The organism is Streptomyces sp. NPDC020983 (assembly GCF_044333485.1).
GTDB lineage: Bacteria > Actinomycetota > Actinomycetes > Streptomycetales > Streptomycetaceae > Actinacidiphila.
In genome coordinates this window covers 1-18,822 of record NZ_JBIRRA010000033.1, presented here as the reverse complement: position 1 = coordinate 18,822, position 18,822 = coordinate 1, and the positions used below count along the sequence as shown (strand labels likewise).

General features: G+C 74.3%; 12 protein-coding genes. 6 read left to right on the top strand and 6 right to left on the bottom strand.

Translation table 11 applies throughout. The features are described 5' to 3' along the window. Positions 1–655: 655 nt before the first annotated feature. Complete coding sequence (locus tag ACH4SE_RS36305) at positions 656–2,047, top strand: GDSL-type esterase/lipase family protein (RefSeq protein WP_398547857.1); 1,392 nt, start codon at positions 656–658, stop codon at positions 2,045–2,047. A gap of 13 nt (positions 2,048–2,060) precedes the next feature. Here the strand turns inward: ACH4SE_RS36305 and ACH4SE_RS36300 are convergent, their stop codons facing one another. The 3 genes from ACH4SE_RS36300 to ACH4SE_RS36290 all read right to left on the bottom strand — a co-directional run bounded on the left by ACH4SE_RS36300 (position 2,061) and on the right by ACH4SE_RS36290 (position 6,001). After that, the gene (locus ACH4SE_RS36300) at positions 2,061–3,581 is read right to left on the bottom strand and encodes an FMN-binding glutamate synthase family protein (protein WP_398547856.1); all 1,521 of its coding nucleotides are present in this window, start codon (positions 3,579–3,581) and stop codon (positions 2,061–2,063) included. Positions 3,582–3,672: 91 nt separating this feature from the next. After that, on the bottom strand, positions 3,673–5,535 hold the full coding sequence (locus tag ACH4SE_RS36295) for an ABC transporter ATP-binding protein (protein WP_398547855.1): 1,863 nt from the start codon (positions 5,533–5,535) through the stop codon (positions 3,673–3,675). 184 nt (positions 5,536–5,719) lie between these two features. Further along, positions 5,720–6,001 (bottom strand): DUF2087 domain-containing protein, encoded by a 282-nt coding sequence (locus tag ACH4SE_RS36290; protein ID WP_398547854.1) that lies wholly within the window; start codon positions 5,999–6,001, stop codon positions 5,720–5,722. 618 nt (positions 6,002–6,619) lie between these two features. Between ACH4SE_RS36290 and ACH4SE_RS36285 the strand changes: the two genes are divergently transcribed. Continuing rightward, on the top strand, positions 6,620–7,918 hold the full coding sequence (locus tag ACH4SE_RS36285) for an NtaA/DmoA family FMN-dependent monooxygenase (protein ID WP_398547853.1): 1,299 nt from the start codon (positions 6,620–6,622) through the stop codon (positions 7,916–7,918). A gap of 114 nt (positions 7,919–8,032) precedes the next feature. Beyond that, positions 8,033–11,467 carry a DEAD/DEAH box helicase gene (locus tag ACH4SE_RS36280; protein ID WP_398547852.1) on the top strand — a complete coding sequence of 1,145 codons (3,435 nt, stop codon included), beginning with the start codon at positions 8,033–8,035 and terminating at the stop codon, positions 11,465–11,467. A gap of 41 nt (positions 11,468–11,508) precedes the next feature. Here ACH4SE_RS36280 and ACH4SE_RS36275 read toward each other — a convergent pair whose 3' ends face one another. Next, entirely contained in the window at positions 11,509–11,952 is a 444-nt protein-coding gene (locus ACH4SE_RS36275; RefSeq protein WP_398547851.1) for a winged helix-turn-helix transcriptional regulator, read from the bottom strand. 311 nt (positions 11,953–12,263) lie between these two features. On the opposite strand from ACH4SE_RS36275, the gene ACH4SE_RS36270 reads away from it, so the two are divergent. Together ACH4SE_RS36270 and ACH4SE_RS36265 are read left to right on the top strand one after the other, a co-directional pair. Then, positions 12,264–13,346 carry a protein kinase family protein gene (locus ACH4SE_RS36270; RefSeq protein WP_398547850.1) on the top strand — a complete coding sequence of 361 codons (1,083 nt, stop codon included), beginning with the start codon at positions 12,264–12,266 and terminating at the stop codon, positions 13,344–13,346. 189 nt (positions 13,347–13,535) lie between these two features. Further along, on the top strand, positions 13,536–14,018 hold the full coding sequence (locus ACH4SE_RS36265; protein WP_398547849.1) for a hypothetical protein: 483 nt from the start codon (positions 13,536–13,538) through the stop codon (positions 14,016–14,018). 82 nt (positions 14,019–14,100) lie between these two features. Here ACH4SE_RS36265 and ACH4SE_RS36260 read toward each other — a convergent pair whose 3' ends face one another. Together ACH4SE_RS36260 and ACH4SE_RS36255 are read right to left on the bottom strand one after the other, a co-directional pair. Then, a complete protein-coding gene (locus ACH4SE_RS36260) occupies positions 14,101–15,150 on the bottom strand; it encodes a hypothetical protein (RefSeq protein WP_398547848.1) in 1,050 nt (349 codons plus the stop codon). A 79-nt stretch (positions 15,151–15,229) separates the two neighbouring features. After that, positions 15,230–18,130: a hypothetical protein gene (locus ACH4SE_RS36255; protein WP_398547847.1), complete on the bottom strand. Its 2,901-nt coding sequence runs from the start codon at positions 18,128–18,130 to the stop codon at positions 15,230–15,232. Positions 18,131–18,491: 361 nt separating this feature from the next. Between ACH4SE_RS36255 and ACH4SE_RS36250 the strand changes: the two genes are divergently transcribed. Then, positions 18,492–18,662 carry a hydrophobic protein gene (locus tag ACH4SE_RS36250; protein WP_398547846.1) on the top strand — a complete coding sequence of 57 codons (171 nt, stop codon included), beginning with the start codon at positions 18,492–18,494 and terminating at the stop codon, positions 18,660–18,662. The last annotated feature ends 160 nt before the right edge of the window (positions 18,663–18,822 follow it).

The window sequence follows — 18,822 nt, the reverse complement described above, 5'->3', positions numbered from 1 at the left end:
TGCGAGGCGTCTCGCCGCCGAAAAGTCCTGTGATCCGGGGCCAGTTGGCCCAGGCGGCGATTATGCCCCGCAAACCCGCTTTCTGTACAGTCGCATAAGTCCGCTTTGCGTATCATGTGCACCCGTGACGCCGCTGACCGGGCGCCATTCGGAGAACCGTGTCGTACGGCCCGTCAGCACCCCGCGGGCAGAGCCGGCATGGCGGTGCCGACAGGGCCGGGACGGCCGCGGCCGCCATGGCCGCCTGCGGGTCCGGATCCGTGAGCAGCCCGGCGACGACCGGCGGGGGGAGCGCGGGGTGCCCGGCGGCCGCGGACGGCGCCCGGGCGTCCGCCCGGCAGGTGAGCGGCGCCCGCTCCGGCGCCGGAGTCCCGGCGGGCCCGACCGGTACGTGCCGCATCCCCGTCCTCCCGCCCGCCGCGGCGGGCCGGGCGGCGGCCGGGTGATGACAGGGGCATGGCCGAAAAGGGGGGAGTACAGTCATGGAAGGCGCTTCATGCGCCTTCGCCCCGTTTGAGACCGCGGTCCCGGGGCGGTGCGCGGCTTCCGGACCGTGGGGCGGGGGCCTGCGTAGGGCGGCAGGGGACGGGCAGGAGCGCGGGAACGGTACGGAAGAGGTCACCCGCGTCGGTGGCGCGACGGAGGTGACGGGAGCGTGCGAGTCAGCGAACCGGCCGCGAGGTGGCTGCGCCGGATCCGTCGGGTCCTGGTGGCCGCCGTCGCGCTCGTGCTGCTGTGCGGGGCGTCGATCTGGCTCGCCGTCCAGCTCACCCCCATGCAGTCGGTGTCGGCGGCCGGGCAGACGGTGTCGGTCGGGGCGGTGCAGCCGGGGCGCAGCATGTCGGGGCCGGGGCAGCTGGACCTGTTCGGCGAGGCCATCGCCACCCGGCCGCATTTCGACGGGCCGATCCGTCCCCGCCTGAAGCTCACCCACATCAGCCTCGGCTCGGACGTCGGCGACGCGGGCGCGCTGCTGCCCGACCTCAGCCGCAAGCTGGGCTCGGGGTGGCTGCGGTACTGCCTGTGGGAGTCCCTCGTCGCGGCCGGGTGCGCCGCCGTCATCGCCGTGGCGGTCGCCGGGGTCCGCAGGGCGTCGCGGCGGGCCATGCTGACGATGGTCGCGGCGGGCGTGGTGTCGGTGTGCGCGGTCAACGCCGTGGGGATCTACCTGCTCGCGTCCGGTACCCCGCGCGTCCTGCGGGAGGTCCACTCGCTGGACGACCTGGTGGGCCGCGCGCCCACGCAGCCGGTGCCCGCCGCCAAGGGCCCGGCCCTCCGGGACGTCAACGCCGTCGTGCTCGGCGACTCCACCGCGGCGGGCATCGGCAACCGCCTGGTCGACCACCCGACGGCCACCGACCGGACGTGCGGCCGCAGCGCCGACTCCTTCGCCGCCGACCTCGCCTCCGCCAACGGCTGGAACGTGCTGAACCTCGCCTGCCAGGGCGCCACCGTCACCGACGGCGTCCTCGGCGTGCAGACCCGCGGCGACGACGTCGTCCCGCCCCAGCTGGCCGTCGCCCAGCGGGCCACCAGCGCGTCCACGGTCATCGTCAGCATCGGCGCCAACGACATGAACTGGGCCGCGCTGACGGGGCTGTGCGCGAAGTCACCCGTGTGCGACGACAAGGCGTCCACCGCGTACTTCACCGAGCGGCTCGCCGCCTTCACGCAGAACTACCTCGACCTGCTCCAGCAGCTCGCGGCCCTCCCGCACCACCCGCACGTGCTGATCAACGCGTACTACGACCCCTTCGGGCCGGACACCAAGTGCCTGGAGAAGGACGGGCTCACCCCGGAGAAGGTCAAGGTCCTGGACTCCCGGCTGGCCGACATCAACGACGTGCTGGAGAGCGGCGCGCAGACCCTGCACTTCACCGGCGTCCGCCCCGACTTCTCCGGCCACACCCTGTGCACCGACCAGCCGTTCGTCCAGGACTCCGCGGGCAGGGCGCCGCTGCACCCGACCGCGGCCGGCGAGCTGGCCATCGCGCTGGCCGACCAGCAGGCCCTGACCGTCCTCCAGCGCGCGACCCCCACGCCGTGACCGGCCGCCCCCGTCACGCCTGCGCGCGCATCACCTGGGCGATCCCGGCGGCCGCCTCCGGGCCGAGCTCGCCCCAGCCGTCCTTGTAGCCGTAGACGCCGGCCAGCGTGCGGGCGTCGTAGTCGCCGTTCATGATCTCGATGTCGGTCGCCGTGATCAGCCCCGGGTGCGCCACGCCCAGCGCCCCCGAGATCCTCGTCAGTTCCCTGCGCAGCGTGCGCAGGTACGCGGCCGCGCGCTCGGCCTTCGACTCGGGGTCGACACCGCGCGACAGCCACGGGTTCTGGGTGGCGACGCCGGTGGGGCAGCGGTCGGTGTGGCACTTCTGGGACTGGATGCAGCCGATCGACAGCATCGCCTCGCGGGCCACGTTGACCATGTCGGCGCCGAGCGCGAAGGCCACCGCGGCGTTCTCCGGCAGGCCGAGCTTGCCGGAGCCGATAAAGGTCAGCCGGTCGGTCAGCCCCTGCTCGGCGAAGGCGCCGTAGACCCGGGAGAAGCCCATGCGGAAGGGCAGCGACACCGAGTCGGTGAAGGTCAGCGGGGCGGCGCCGGTGCCGCCCTCGCCGCCGTCGACCGTCACGAAGTCGACCCCGCGGTCGCCGCGCGCCATGAGGGCGGCGAGTTCCTGCCAGAAGTCCCGCTCGCCCACCGCGCTCTTGATGCCCACCGGCAGCCCCGTCTCGGCGGCGAGCGTCTCGACGAAGTCGAGCATCGAGTCGACGTCGCCGAAGGCCGTGTGCCGTGAGGGCGAGGCGCAGTCCCGGCCGGCCGGGATGCCGCGGATGGCGGCGATCTCCGGGGTCACCTTGGCGCCCGGGAGCATCCCGCCGAGCCCGGGCTTGGCGCCCTGCGAGAGCTTGATCTCGATCGCCCTGACGGGGCCGGACGCCACCAGGTCCTTGAGCCGGGAGAGGTCGAAGCGCCCTTCGGCGTCGCGGCAGCCGAAGTAGGCCGTGCCGATCTGGAGCACCAGGTCGCCGCCCGCCCGGTGGTACGGCGAGAGGCCGCCCTCGCCGGTGTTGTGCATCGCGCCCGCGAGCGCGGCGCCCTTGTTGAGCGCCGTGACCGCCGCACCCGACAGCGAGCCGAAGCTCATCGCGGATATGTTGACCACGCTCGCCGGCCGGAAGGCCCCGGCCCGCCCGCGCGGCCCGCCCAGCACCTTCGCCGAGGGCAGCGGCGCCTGCGGGTCCCGCGTGCCGGGCAGCCCGGCGGCGAAGGTGCGCTGCTTGAGGTACGCGTGCCCCTGCATGTGCTCGACGTCGGCGTCGGTGCCGAAGCCGAAGTAGTTGTTCTCGCCCTTCGCCGAGGCGTAGACCCATGTCCGCTGGTCGCGGGTGAAGGGCCGCTCCTCCTCGTTGGAGGTCACGATGTACTGCCGCAGTTCCGGGCCGAGCCGCTCCAGCAGGTACCGGGCGTGCCCGACGACCGGGTAGTTCCGCAGCAGTGCGTGCTTCTTCTGGATGAGGTCACGGGCGGCCACCAGAGCCAGTGCTGCTGCGGTGGCCGCGCCGGCTGTCCGGGCGCGCATGAACGGTTCCTCTCCTCGCCGACCGGCTCCGCCGCCGGCCCGGGCCACGTCCGACCCTAGAGGACGGCCCCCACCGCCCCCGCGCGCCCCGTCACGGCAGGACGGGCCGCGCGGGGGCGGGGGCGGAACCGGAGGGGGCCCCGGGGCCGGCCTCCGCGTCGTCGAGGAAGCCGCCCGACTGGTGGCGCCACAGCTTCGCGTAGGCGCCGTCGCGCTCCAGCAGCTGCTGGTGGGTGCCCTGCTCGACGATCCGGCCGCGGTCGAGGACGACGAGCCGGTCCATACCGGCCACGGTGCTCAGCCGGTGCGCCACCACGAGCGCGGTCCGTCCCTCCATGAGCCGCCACAGCGCCTCCTGGACGAGGATCTCGCTCTCCGAGTCCAGCGCGCTGGTGGCCTCGTCCAGCAGCAGGACGGGCGCGTCGCGCAGGATCGCGCGGGCGAGCGCGACCCGCTGGCGCTGCCCGCCGGACAGCTTCACGCCGCGCTCGCCCACCATCGTGCCGAAGCCGTCCGGCAGCGCGTCCGCGAATTCCGTGACGTGCGCGGCCTCGGCGGCGCGGCGGATCTCGGCGTCGGTGGCGTCCGGCCGCGCGAAGGCGATGTTGTCCCGCAGGGAGCGGTGGAACATCGCCGGGTCCTGCGGCACGTACGAGATCAGGCTGCGCAGGTCGCGCTGCCGGATCCGGCTGATGTCCTGGCCGCCGACGGTGATCCGCCCGTCGTCGATGTCCGTCATCCGCAGCAGCAGCCGGGCCAGCGTCGTCTTCCCGCCGCCCGACCGCCCGACCAGGCCCACCCGCGCCCCGCCGGGCACGGTCAGGTCGAGCTTCTCGAACAGCGGCTCCACGCCCGGGCGGGCGCCGCCGTGCGTGAAGGTCACCCGCTCGAAGCGGAGGCCGGCGCCCCGGTTCGCGAGCGGCTCCGGCTCGGCCGGGTCGAGCACCGTGGGCTTCGTCAGCAGCAGCCCGGTGAACTGTGCGGCCTCCGTCATCGAGCTCTCCAGACGGCGGTAGATCTGGTTGAACTCGAACATGATCCGGGTGGCGTTGCTGTAGTACGTGAACGCCACCACGACCGCCTCCACGCCGTGCCGGCCCCCGCCGAGCGTGATCGCGAGCAGCAGGCCGAGCGCGTTGGTGAGCACCGACAGCGGCGCGACCAGAGTGTCGATGCGCAGGTTGCCGTAGTCCCACGACCGCAGCGACAGCCGCCGCGAGTACGCGACGCGCGACCGGTGCTCGGCCGCCTCGCGCTCCTCCGCGCCGAACGCCCGCACGGTGTCCATGTTCATCAGGACGTCGGAGACGTGCCCCGACACCCGTGCGATCGCCGCCTCCCGCTGGTCGACGAGCGCCTGCCGGCGCCGGATGAGCGGCGCCACGCACAGCGCGGTCAGCGCGATCAGCGACAGCAGCGCGACGACCAGCAGCGGCTGGTACCGCCACAGCACCACCGACCCGAACAGCAGCGGCACCAGGCTGCCCACGACCGAGAACGTCAGCGTGTCCGCGAACTCCCCGAAGCGGGAGGCGAAGCTCAGGACGCGCTTGGTCAGCGCGCCGGCGAAGTTGTCGTGGAAGAAGACGGCGTCCTTGGCGAACAGCTCGTCCATGCCGGTGACGTACAGGTGTTCAATGCCGTCGGCGCCCAGCCGGTTGAGGCAGTGCACCCCAATGCGCCAGCAGCCCTCCGACGCCAGCAGCACCCCGGCGAACACGAGCACGTACGGCACCGCGGGCCCCACCGCCCCGCCCGTGTCGGAGGCGACATGCCCCACGAGCACGGCGACGACCAGCGGGGCGACGTAGTTGATCCCGATGTTCCCCACCGCCGGCAGCAGCATCGCCGGAACCGTCAGCCAGCGCAGCCGCAGCAGCTCCCGCCCGTAATACCGCAGCGCCAGCCGCACCGAGCCCCGTGCGGGCTCCTCACGCGCGTCAGACGAGCTCATCCCACCTCCGCGTGTCGTCGTCCCTCCCGGGATTCCCGGACCCGGCAGTCTGCCGACCCGCCCGCGCAGCGGTCCAAGCCTTTTCGGCTCCGCACGCCCCCCGCACGCCCCCGGCGCGCACCTCGTCCTGCCGTGTCCGCCCCCGCCCCTGCGCCCGTCCGGAGGCGGTCCCGCCGCCGCGCGCTCAGCGAAGGCGCTGGTAGACCGAGCCGTCCCGGGTGCGCCCGAGGAAGCCCTCCTCGACCAGGTACCGCCGCAGCGCGGACGTGTCCCCGTGCACGGTGGCGAGCGCCTCGTTCACCTCGCGCTCGGTGTAGACCCGCCCGCCGGTGAACAGCCGGGCGGCCAGGTAGCCGAGCAGCTGCACCCGCCGGGCCGGCCGCCGCGGCACGGCGATCAGCCGCTCCCCGGCGAAGAGGTCGGCCACGCCGTGGGCGGCCCGCCGCGCGTCCTCGTCACTGCTCATCGGCCCACCTTCCCCCGCCCCCTCCCCGCCGGCAACGCGTTTTCGCACCGCGGGCGCGCCCGTCACGGCCGCCGCACCGCGCCGTCAGCGCGGAGGGGCCGTGCGGTGCGCCGCCGCGCCCACCGCCGATGGCGTCCGCACCGTGCGTCCCGGGGCGGCGGCGCCCCGGCGGGTCCGCACCCGGCGCGCGACCCGGAGGAGCCGAGGGGGCTTGACAGGGCCCGCCGCCCGCCGCGTACGTTCGTCCCGCACCGTCAACACGGATCACGCGGCCGGGAGGCACCCGGGCCCGCGGAATGGTGGCCGGCCCCTCGCGGGCGGGCCGATCGGAGTGGTCGTGAAGGGTTCGCGCGTCGTCCCGGCCGGAGCCGCGTTCGTGCGGCCCGGCTGCACGAAGCGCCGCCACGTCGACCTGTGCCGTACCCACACCGCGCTCTGTCGCTGACGCACCGCCGCTCCTGACGGCGACCCTCACCCCTTTTTCGCTTTCCCCCGTCTCGCGCACCCCTGTGCGCGGGACGGCGCCGGCGCGCGCGCCCGCCGCCCGCCGCCGGCCTCCCCTGCCGCGACCCCATGACCCCACCGGTGCCCACGGCACCGGCCGAGAAGGGACGACCTGTGAGCGCGAAGCCCCCCAGGACGCTGAAGACCGTGACCGGAGCCGGCGGCGTGTCCGAGACGTACGACCTGGCCGTCGACCCGGAGCGGTCCACCCTCGACACCGCCGTGCGGGTCGCGGCGCTCGCCGAGGCCGCGCGGATCGACGCCCTGTTCACCGCCGACCTGCTGAGCTTCGGCGCGCAGGGGGCGATCGGCTCGCAGGAGCCGCTGGTGTTCGTGTCCGCGCTGAGCGCCGTGACCTCGCGGATCGGTCTGATCGCCACCGTGTCGAGCACCTTCCACCACCCGTACAACCTGGCGCGCCTGTTCGGCACGCTCGACCACGTCAGCAACGGGCGGGCCGCGTGGAACCTGGTGACGTCCTCGCTCGGCGAGGAGAACTTCGGCCCCGGCGCCCTGCCGGGCCCCGAGGAGCGTTACGCGCGCGCCGCCGAGACGCTGGAGGTCGTCAACGCGCTCTGGGACAGCTGGCAGCCGGGCGCGCTGACCCGCGGGCCCGGCGGCACCGCGGTACTGGACCCCGCCCGGGTCCGCCCCATCGACCACCGCGGCCGCTACTTCTCCGTGGCCGGGCCGCTCAACATCCCGCCGCTGCCGCAGCGCCGTCCCGTGCAGTTCCAGGCCGGGCAGTCCGACGCCGGCCGGACGCTCGGCGCGCGCTACGCCGAGGTGGTGTTCACCTCGCTGCCCACGCTGGACACCGCACGGGACTTCACCCGCAAGATCCGCGGCCAGGCCGAGGAGTTCGGCCGTCCCGGCGGGCTGCCGCTGATCTTCAGCTCCTTCCACGCCACCTACGGGGCCACGGAGGAGGAGGCCCGGCGGCTGGTGCGCGAGCGGCGCGAGGCGATCGACTTCGAGCGCGGCCGGGCCCAGGTGGCCGACATGCTCGGCGGCGGGATCGACCTCTCGGAGCTCCCGCTGGACGCGAAGCTGCCGGAGAGCCTGCTGCCCGACGTCACGTCCGTGAACCGGCGGCGCGGCCGGGTGGACATCTTCGCGGCGTACGCGCGGCAGGGCTACACGCTGCGGGAGCTCGTCGTCGCCGCGCAGGACACCGGGCACTGGGCGGCCGCCGGTACGCCGGAGCAGCTGGCCGACGCGGTGGAGGAGCGCTTCAGGGCGGGCGTGCTGGACGTCGTCATGCTCGGCGGGCTCGCCGACCCGCGCCAGCACGACTTCGCCGTCAACGGGCTGCTGCACGAGCTGCGCAAGCGGAGGATCGTCGCCGCCGACTACGCCGGGACGACGCTGCGCGAGAACCTCGGCCTCGACCTGCCGCCCGCGGGCGGCTGACCGCCCCTGCCACTCGCCCCGCCCGGCCCCGTGCGACCGGTGGCCGGTGCGGCCGCTCCCCCCGGGGCTAAGGTGACTGCCGGGACGCACAGGCGAAGGGGCGGGGGTGGCGTCGTGGCGCCGAGAACCGGTGAGCGGCGCCGCATGGCCGAGGTCGTGAGGTTCTGGCGGGCGGTCGAGCTGTTCAGCCCGCAGAAGGTCCCCGACGTCCGGCCCAGGGACCAGGTCGTCGCGGTCAGGCCGGACGCCCCCCTGCCGTGGGAGGACGGGAGCGGCCTGCCGCGGCCGCGCAAGGACCACGTCTGGCAGCACACCGTGTACTGCGGGGTCTTCCCGGTCGAACGCGTGCGGGACGTGCTCGCCGACGTCTTCCCGGAGGCGGCGGCCGAGGACCGCGACGGGCGCCTGGGCGGCTCCAGCGCCCTGCTGTCCTTCACCGTCAACGAGGACGGCCTGCTGCTGCCCGACTCCGTGTGCGTCTCGTCGTGCGCCTGGGCGGTCGGCCGGACCCGCACCCCGGGGCCGGGCGACGCGCGGTGGCTGGACGGCTTCGACGCCGCCGCCGCGGAGTACGAGCGGTGCCTGCTGGACCTGGGGGACGGGAAGCTCACCGTACGCGGCGCCCGCTCCGGCGCCGGGAGCCTGCTGGCCGCCGCGGGCACCCTGGTCGCCGACTCGGTGACCGGGGGCGCCGTCTCGGGGATCGGCGTCCTGGCGCGCGGCCTGGTGGGGGAGGCGCTCGGCGGCGCCGTCGGGGAGGCGGCGCGGACCGCCGCCGGCGAGGCGGCCGAATCCCTCGCGCAGGGGGCGGCCGACCGGCTCCGGCGCGGCGGGGAGCAGCCGGCGGAGGGGGAGGAGGAGGTGGAGGGCGACGGCGGGCCGGCTCCCGCCCTCGGCACGCGCCCGGTGACCTTCGACGCCGTCGCCGCCTTCACCGCCTGGCTGGCCGGCCGCCTCCACGTGGCGGAGGACCTGGTACCGGACGCGGCCCGCGTGCAGAGCGTCCAGGTCAGGGAGGACCGCGCGGACGAGGCGGCGGGCGAGGGCTTCCTCAACAGCTTCATCGCCGGCGACCTCGACCGGGTCGCCGGCGCGCTCGCCCGGTCGGGCGCGGGCAAGCCGCTCACGGCCTACCTCACGGACGCGGAGCGCGTCGACACCGGGCGGCGCCGGGACGTACGGGACCATCCGGAGCAGGTGCTGGCCGAGGTGCGCCCCGACCGGATCCCGCTGGGGAGGTGGCCCTCGGCGTCCGACCGCCCGCTCGTCCTCAGCCAGCAGTTCGCGGTGAACCTGATGCTCGGCGAAACGGGCGCGGCCTGCGGCGTCTTCTCCGTCAACGGGCCTCCCGGAACGGGCAAGACCACCCTGCTGCGCGACGCCGTCGCGGCCCTGGTCACCCAGCGGGCCTGCGCGCTGGCCGAACTGACCGACCCCCGGGATGCGTTCGGGAAGACGCACGCCTGGCGCAGCGAGAGCTACGCGCGCACCGTCCGCGAGCTGAAGCCGCGGCTGACCGGCTACGAGATGGTCGTCGCCTCCGCCAACAACGGGGCGGTGGAGAACATCACCACCGAGATCCCGTCCCTCGCCGCCATCGCACCCCAGTGGCACGAGGAGGCCGGCTACCTGGCCGAGCAGGCGAGCCTGATGCTCGGGGGAGAGCCCGCGTGGGGCGCCGTCGCCGCCCGGCTCGGCAACCGCAGGAACCGCGGGGAATTCGTCCAGAGCTTCTGGTGGGGCAGCCGGCGGACGACGACCGCGAGCGGCGCGCCCGGCCGCTCCGTGCCCACCGACCAGGGCCTGTGGCACCTGCTGAGCGGCCGGGACGGCCGCACGCCCGCCCCGGTCGACTGGGCCGGGGCCCGGCGGCGCTTCCGGGCCGCCCTGCGCCTGGTCGAGCGGCTCCGTGCGGAGCGGCAGGAGGTGGCCGACGCGCTCGCCGCACTGCCGCAGGCCCGCCGGGACCTCGCCGTCGCGGTGGCCGGCGCGCAGGTGGCCGCAGGGGACGTACCGGACCTGCGGCGGCGGGAGGCCGAGGCGCTCCGGGAGGCCGAGCGCACGGCCGAGAGCGAGCGCGGCCACCGCGAACACCTCCGCGCCCACCTGGCCGTACGGCCCGCCGGCCTGCGGAGCCTGCTCGGCGCGGGCCGCGCCTGGCACGAGGCGTACGAGCGCCTCTCCGCGGCGGCCGAACACGCCGGCCAGGAGGCCTCCGCGGCGCGTGACCGGCACCGTCAGGCCGCCGGCACCCTGGCCGCCGCGGAGCACATGGCCGGGGCGGCGGACACGCGGCGGCACGCCGTGGAGGCCCTGGAGGCGGCCGTCCGCACGGCACGCGAGCGCTGGGGGGACAGCGTCCCGGACCCGGCGGACTTCACCGCGGACGCCGGCCAGGCGGCCGTCGAGCGCAGGGAGAAGTCCGCGCCCTGGTCCGACACCGCCTTCGCCGAGGCCCGCACCCGGCTCTTCCTGGAGGCGCTCCGGCTGCACCGCGCCTTCCTGAGCGCCGCGGGCGACGTCATGGTCAGGAATCTCCAGGCCGCCATGGAGGTCGTCGGCGGCGGCGCCCCGAAGGACCTCGCCCCCGAGGCGGTGCGCGCCGCCTGGCAGAGCGTCTTCCTCACCGTCCCGGTGGTCTCCACCACCTTCGCCTCCTACGACCGGCTCTTCGCCGGTCTCGGCGGCGGCGACCTGGGCTGGCTCTTCGTCGACGAAGCCGGCCAGGCCTCCCCGCAGATGCCGGTGGGAGCGCTGTGGCGCGCCCGCCGCGCCGTCCTCGTCGGCGACCCGCTGCAGCTGGAGCCGGTCGTCGTCCTGCCCTGGACCGCCCAGCAGCGGCTGCGCGAGCACCACGGTGTCGCCCAGGAGTGGGCGCCGTCCTGGACGTCGGCGCAGCAGGTCGCGGACCGCCTCGGCCAGTGGGGCACGACGCTGCCGGCGCAGCTGCCGGACGGCTCGACGCAGGTGTGGGTCGGCTCCCCGCTCCGCGTCCACCGCCGCTGCGACGAACCGATGTTCACGGTCAGCAACACCATCGCGTACGCCGGCCTCATGGTCCACGGAGTCGGTGACCGGGGCGACTTCCGGCCGCCGCGGGAGAGCTTCTGGTGGCACGTGCGCTCCTCGCAGGCCGAGGGCAAGTGGGTGCCCGCCGAGGGACGGGCGCTGAGCGCCGCCGTCGGGCGCCTCCTCGGGGAGGGCCTGACCGCCGACCGGCTCTACGTCATCAGCCCCTTCCGGGAGGTCGCGACCCGTGCGGCGCAGCAACTGCGGGGCCTGGTGCCGTGGGAGCGGGTGGGCACCGTCCACACGGCGCAGGGCAAGGAGGCCGATGTGGTGGTCCTCGTCCTCGGCACCCACCCGGACGCGGACGGCTCCCGGCGCTGGGCGGCGGCCAGGCCCAACCTCCTCAACGTCGCCGTCAGCCGCGCCAGGCGCCGGCTGATCGTCATCGGCGACCACGAGTCGTGGCGCGGCCACTCCCACTTCTCCGTCCTCGCCCAGCAGCTGCGGCGCGTCGACTACCAGGAGGACCGGGACACCTGACCCCGGGGCCCCGGAGGGCCGGGCGAGCGCGCCGCCGCGGGTCAGCCGGCGTGCGAGTCGTAGGTCTCGCGGTGGGCGAGCACGTCGTCCATGTGCGTCTCCGCCCAGGCCTTGAGGCCGCGCGTCATCTCGTACAGCGACAGGCCGAGACCGGTCAGCTCGTAGGAGACCGTGACCGGCACGGTCGGCACCACGGTGCGGGACACCAGGCCGTCGCGCTCCAGGGAGCGCAGCGTCTGGGTGAGCATCTTCTGGCTGACGCCCGCCAGCTGGCGCTGCAGTTCCGAGTAGCGCATCACCCGTGGCCCGCCGGTGCACTCGGCGCCGGGCCGGTGCGTGCTGTCGCTGCCGAGCGCGGACAGGACCAGGGTGACCCACTTGCTGGAGATCCGGTCGAGCAGCTTGCGGCTGGGGCAGGCCGCCACGAAGGCGTCGTACTCCACCTTGGCCTGTGCCCTCTGCTGGGCCGCCGTCATCGTCGCCATGGACCCCTGCCTCCCACCCGCGGGTGCCCCGCGCACTTCCCGGTGCCTGCGTACCCATGTATAGCTGCACACCAATAGTGGTGCAAGGCGCTGCCGGAAACCAGCCACTCACGACAGGGCCGCCCGTGAGCGCCCCCGCCCCGGGGCGGGTGGCGCCGCCAGGGGGGCGGCACGCGGGTGCGGGCGCCGAACCGCGGCGACCGGCACCGTCCGCCGATTCCGCTGATCTTCGCATCGGCCCGCACCTACAGTGCAGAGGCAGCAGCCGGTGAAACACTCGCCGGCGGGGTGGAGACGAGGTCGTCGTTCCGATGCGGACAGCAGCCGAGCACCTCGATGTGCCGGAAGAAGCGCGCCTGGCCGCGTACAGCGCGGTGTCGACCTCACTCGCCCTGCGCAGTGACCGCCGGCTGGCCGAGCTCGTGGACGCCGCCGTGCCGCTCGGCGCCGGTATCGGCGGGAAGTCCGCGCTGCTGGAGGTCGACGGACGGCCGGTCTTCGTGAAGCGGGTGCCGCTCACGGACAGGGAGCGGTCGCCGGAGCACGTACGCTCCACGGCCAACCTGTTCGGGCTTCCCACCTTCTGCCAGTACGGCGTCGGCGGGCCCGGTTTCGGCGCCTGGCGGGAGCTCGCCGTCCACACCATGACGACGAACTGGGTGCTCGCAGGGCAGTACCAGGGGTTTCCGGTGATGTACCACTGGCGCGTGCTGCCGGACACGACCCCCCTTCCCGGAGAACTCGCGGACGTGGAGCGGGCCGTGGCCTTCTGGGGAGGCCGGCGCGAGGTACGCCGCCGCATCGAGGCCCTGCGGCGGTCCTCCGCGAGCATCGCGCTGTTCCTGGAGTACGTCCCCCGGACGCTCCACACGTGGCTCGGCGAGCAGGTGCGGGCCGGTGCGGAATCCGCCGACAGGGCCCTCCCCCTGGTGGAGCGCGAACTGGAGGCCGGCACCTCCTTCATGAACGCCCGCGGCCTCCTGCACTTCGACGCCCACTTCCGGAACATCCTCACCGACGGCCGGCGCCTCTACTTCACGGACTACGGCCTCGCCCTCTCCTCACGGTTCGACCTGTCACCGTCCGAGAAGGGCTTCTTCGAACGGCACAGCACCTACGACCGCTGCTACACGGTCAGTTGGCTGGTGAACTGGCTGATCACGGCTCTGTACGGATACGAGCGGCAAGAACGTGAGGCACTCGTCCGCGCGTGTGCGGAGGGCCAGGATCCGCCCGACGGCCCGCGGGCCGCCAGGGCGATCCTCTCCCGCCACGCCCCGCTCGCCGCGGTGATGACGGACTTCTACGGCAGGATCCAGGACGAGAGCAGGGAGATTCCGTACCCGGTGCAGGCGCTCCGGCGGGCCCTCCACGCGGACGGGCTGCGCCGCTGACCGCAGCCCGGAACCCGCGTCGTACGGCCTCGTGCCCGGGACGCCGGACACCCCGGCCGGCAGCGCGGGCCTCGCACGTAGCACCATGTACGCCGGGGCCCGGCGCCGCGGAACGACACCGCCGGCCGCCTGCGGCCGCGCACAGGACGCCGGCGCCCGGGGGCGTACGGCTCGGGACGGGAGGCCGGGGTGCGGGAGAGTGCGGCACGCGGGGCGGCGGCGTGTGCCGTCCTGGCCGCGGTGGTGGCCTCGGCCGCCGCGTGCGGGGGCGAGGCGGGGCACCACTACCCCGAGGCGTTCCCCGGCACGAGGACCGACGTCAGCTTCGCCCGGGCGTTCAGCGACTTCGGGCTCGTGGTCCCGGAACCGGTGACGATCGTCGGGTACTACGCCGACTCGGCGGACGACGCCTACCCCATGGCCGCCGTCTTCACGACGCCGTGCACGGCGGTGCCGGACTTCGCCTCACGCAACGCCCTGCACGAGGTGGCCCGGGCCGACCCCGACACCGCGGACGTCGAGGTCTTCGCCGGACGGCACGGGTGGGCCGACACGGGCGGCCCCGCCCCGGCGGACACCTGGTACAGCCGCTCCGAAAAGGCGGTGCACGTCCTGGTCCACGCCGCCCCCGGCAAGGACTGCACGGTCTACCTCCACACCACCGCGGGGTAGCCCCGGGTCACCCGCCGCCCGGAAGCGCTCGCCGCGCGGAGACCTCGGCGGACCGCTCCGGCCGGGCACCCGCCGGCGGATCTCACCCGCGGCTCACCACGAGCCGTACCGCGTACGGCCGCTCGCCCGCGAGGACCAGGCGGCCGGCGTGGTAGCTCAGGGTGGTCGGCAGCGGGCAGGGGAAGCGGGTGGCGTCGACGGGGTGGCGGACGTGGCAGGTGCCGGTCCCGGCGTCGCTCGCCGGGGGTTCGGCGGACATCACCAGCGTGGCGGTGCCGTCGTGGACGTGGAGGACGTAGTCGCCCTTGCCGGGGGAGGGCTGCGCGGCGTGGACGTAGAGGCCGTTCGCCCCGTCGGGGGCGAGCCAGGTGGGGGTGAGGTCGGCCGGGCGGCCGCTGACGCCGGGGATCGACGCCGGCAGGGACAGCGGGGCCGCCGTGCCGTGCGGGGGGACCACGAGGACGGCCGCGAGGGTGGCGGGGGTGTTCTTCGCGGCGCGCACGTAGGCCGTTCCGTCGGCGGTCACGGCGCTGCCCCTGCCGATGAGGCTGTCGTCCCGTCCCCCGGCGGGGGCCGGCTGCTGGTAGACGCGCGTGAGCCGCCCGCCGGCCAGCGACCACAGCGCCCGGCCGTCCACGATCATGACGGCGCCCGAGCGGGACACACCGATCGGAACGGCGTTCCGGGTGAAGCGGACTCCCGCGGGGGTGGCGGTGGCGGGCGCGGACGCGGTGTCGCCGCGGGTCCGGTGGGCGTCGCCCGCCAGCACCGAGGTCTTTCCGCTCCCCGTGTCGAGCCGGACCACCTCGGCGCCGTGCCCGAACAGCACCGCGCCGCCCGGCATCGCCACGAGGCCCTCGGTCAGCGCCGCGTCGAAGTAGGAACCGGTCGCGGCGAAGGACGTCCCCTTGCCCGCCGTGCTCAGCCCGACCATCAGCGGGCTGTTGAGCAGGTAGGTGGTGCCCGCGCTGTCGCTGGTCGCCCCCAGCGGGCGCCCCGCGGCCAGGACCTGCCCGACCACGGTGGTGCTGTCGTACGTCCCGATCAGTACGGCCTGTCCCGGCCCGGGCGCGGACGAACCTCCGCACCCGGCCGCCGCGAGCAGCCCGGCGCCGAGGACGGCGGCGACCATCCTGCGCCGCCCCCGCGCCGGGCGGAGCCGCCGCCCCGTTCCGGTTCCGGCCCGGCCCGCGGCCGCACCCGTCACGGCCTCAGTTCCCCGGGTTGACATTGTTCGAGTTTCCCGCGTGCTGGGCGGTGGTCTGCGAGTGGCCCGTCTTCGCGTAGTCGGAGAGCTGGTTGGCCGTGCTCTGCTGCGACGGCGGCAACTGGTCGAACCACGCGTTGTACTCGCGCGCGTTCATCTTGGCCATGTCGAAGTTCCCGTCGTGGTACCAGGGGTACGGAGGCGGCTTGATCGTCCCGGCGTGGATGAGGCCGTTGACCGCCGGCAACTGGAGCGACTGCTCTTCATTGAAGTCGGTCTTCTGCGCGGCGTCCACGACGGCGGCGGCGTGGGTGCCGGAGAACTGGTACGACAGCCACGCGGTGCCGCCCCCGTTGGCCATCGCCACCAGCGTGGGAAGGCCCTCCGTCGGAATGAGCGGACTGGCCACGCCCCCGACGATCCACGTGAGCATCGCGTCGGTCTGCGCCTGCGCGTCGGCCTTCGCCGCGGGCTGGTACTTCAGGTCGTTCATGACGTTGTCGATGCTGCCGTCGAGCCGCCCCAGGTTGGTGAGGACCGTGGAGGCGTCCTTCGAGGAGCCGTCGTCCTTGTGACGGGCGCTCTCCACGGCGATGTTGGCGTGCACGGCGGCCCGGAAGGCTCCCGCGGCCTCGGTGTTGTCGCTCATGAAGTCGTGCATGAGCAGGCTCAGGGCCGCGGGGTCGGCGTTGATCTGCGGCCGGCCGTTCGCGTCGTGGTCGACGGAGAACCCCGACGCGCCGATGTGCGTCTGGGAGCTCGTGAAGTCGGGTACGTACGCGCCGGCGACGTCGGCGAGGGCGACCCCCAGTGTCGGGGGGAGTGCCTGGGTGCCGTCCTTGAACATGTTGCGGCCGGGTTTGTAGTCGTTCGCGGCGGCCTGGAAGACGTTGGCGGCGGCCTGGGTCGCCGCGGTGTCGGCCGTCTTGTCGCCGGTGCCGCGCTGGGTGGCCAGCAGGATGACCTTGGCGGGGAAGGCCGAGTTGTCCCCGTGGCCCAGGGGGAGCTGCCACTGCTCGCTGACCAGTTGCTTGGCCACGAAGGGGCCGTCCGTCGGGTCGGCCAGCAGGTCGCGTGCGGCGGTCTGGTTGCCCGCGACCTTGGAGAGCACGGCGAGGCGGGGGTCGTTGTCGGCGATGGCCTGGGTGATCCCCATCTCCTGGTCGAAGGTGTGCTTGGGGTAGTCGTTCTTCAGGCCGAGTTCGCTGTACCACGCGTTCTGGGGGTCGGCCATCCAGTCGCTCCACACCCCGTTCGGCTGGGCGGGCTGGAAGGTGGGCATCACCTGGTGGTCTGCGCCCCAGTGCAGCGTGGCGTCGGCCATCGTCGTCAGGAACGTGTGGTCCCACCGGTCGCCGGGGGGACCGTACTTGAGGAGCATGGTCGCCGCCCACTCGTCCTGGGGGGCGGTGAAGGTCCTGGCGTCGAACTGCGGGAGGTCGCCCTTCGCGCCGAGCACGGTGGCGGCGGCGAGGTTGTCGCCGAACTCGCCGAGGATCCTGGTGGATTCGGGGCTGAGGACGGTGTTGCCGTGGGTGCCGTCCATGGCGTGGAGTTCGAGGGCGACCTTGGCTTCGAGATCGGCGCCGCCGTTGCCGTAGTAGCCCTGCATGAAGCCCGTGTCGTTCCTGCCCGCCTCGGCCTGGTCGGCGACGGACGCGATGGCGGGGCGGGTGGCGGGCCATGCGGGGTCGGCGTTCTCGGCGAGCCGCAGCAGCGAGGCGGCCTGGTTTCCGGCCTGCTGCGGGGTGGCGCCGGCGGGGGCGCCGAAGGTGGTGAAGGTGGTGGTGATGAAGTCCTGGTAGTCGCTCTGCTTGGCGTGGGCGCCGGTGAGGGCGCTCATGGCGGCGGTGGCGAAGGTGGTCTCGGCGCCGGTGTGCAGGACGGGGGCGTAGTACGAGCCGTAGGGGCCCTGCGTGGAGCGGTTGCCCGCACCGGCGTTGAGGGTGGCCTGGAAGGCGGCGGTCAGTTCCGGGTTGTGCTGGGCCTTGGCGTAGGCGGCGAGGGAGGTGAGGTTGCCGTTGAGGTTGCTCTTGCCGGGGTCCTGGCCCATGGCCGCGAAGACCTGCTGGGTGGCGGCCTCGTCCGTCGACAGCGCCCGCAGTTCGAGGGTGACGATGTCCTGCGGCAGCCCGAGCGCCTGGGCGTCGAACGCGTTGCCGCGGAAGTCCTGGTCCGCGTTCTTGCCGAACCGGTCGAGGCCGCTCGCCCTGGTCGTCCTGACCAGGAAGTCCGTCGGGAAGGTGCCGTACTGGAGCATCGCCGCCCGGTCCCAGGCCGCGGTGTTGGGCCCCTTCGGCAGCGGCGAGGTGTAGTACGAGACGACCTTGTCGAAGCCCGGCGCCGGGTAGGTGGCGTTGGTGGCCGTGGCGAGCGCGTGGCTGAAGACCACGAGGTCCGTGCCCGCGGTGCTGCTGCCGGTCGAGGCGAGCAGCGTGGGCAGCGTGGTGGCCTCGGCCGGGGTCAGGTTGGCGTAGAAGGCCGAGCAGAAGTCCGGGTCGTCCTGGTGGGCGAGCAACTCCTGTGCCAGGGCGTGGTACTGGTCCCCGGCCTTGCTGTTGCCGCCGTCGTTGGCGTTGAACTCCAGGGCCAGCTTCTTGCCGTCCGCCTGGGCCTGGGCGGACGTCTCGGCAACCGGCTCGGGGATCTGCACCATGTGCGTCCCCGGCCCCGCCCCGGCATCCATCACCCCGGCCAGGTTCTCCCGCCGTTTCAGCTTCGGCGACTCGTCGTCCAGCCAGCCGCAGATGCCCAGCAGTTCACCGAGCGGCTGGGTGTCCATCCCCCACTGGTCGAACTGCCCCTTCCAGTACGAGACGCGCTCCCGTAAGTGCGTCCGGTCGCCGTCGAACGACGCGATCATCTTGTTCAGCGCGACCGGGTCGATGCCCGAGAAATCCCCCACGACGTCCCCCCGAACCTCCTGGGCGCCGGCCGGCGCCCACGTTCACTCTCACGCCCGAGTCCCCGGCGCGCCCCTCTCATGGGGGAAGCTTGACGTCTTCTGTACGCTCCCCGGACCGTGCGCCCGGCGCCCCACGAGCGCACGTGGCCGTAGCCGGGATACGGCTGGTGCCGTGCAGCCGGTGGCACGCGCGGCCGCGATCCGCGCCCGGCGCGCTCACCTCGCGGCACATCCGGACCGGCGGTCGGCCGACCGGGGCGAAAGGGCCGGCGCCCGGGCCACTCCCTTCGGGACAGAATCGTGCGCGGTGATGCATGGCATGTTCAAAGCAGGGAAGTCGGCTCCTTGGAGGTAGATAACCATGGGACCGTTGCTCATTGTTCTTCTGTTGGCACTTCTCCTGTTCGGTGGGGGATTCGCCCTGCATCTTCTGTGGTGGGTCGCGGTGATCGTCCTCGTCGTGTGGGCGCTCGGTTTCGTCATGCGCGGCACGCACCCCAGTGGGGGCAGGCACCGCTGGTACCGCTGGTAGGCCAGGCAGCAGATCACTGCGGGCGGGGGGCCCCCCCGCCCCGGGGGGGGCCCCCCCCCCCCCCCGGCCCCCGCGGGGCCGGGGGGGGGGGGTGGGCGCGCGGAAATGGGGGGCGCCGGGAGCCCCCCCCGGGGGGGAGGGGGCAGCGGGGGCCCCCCCC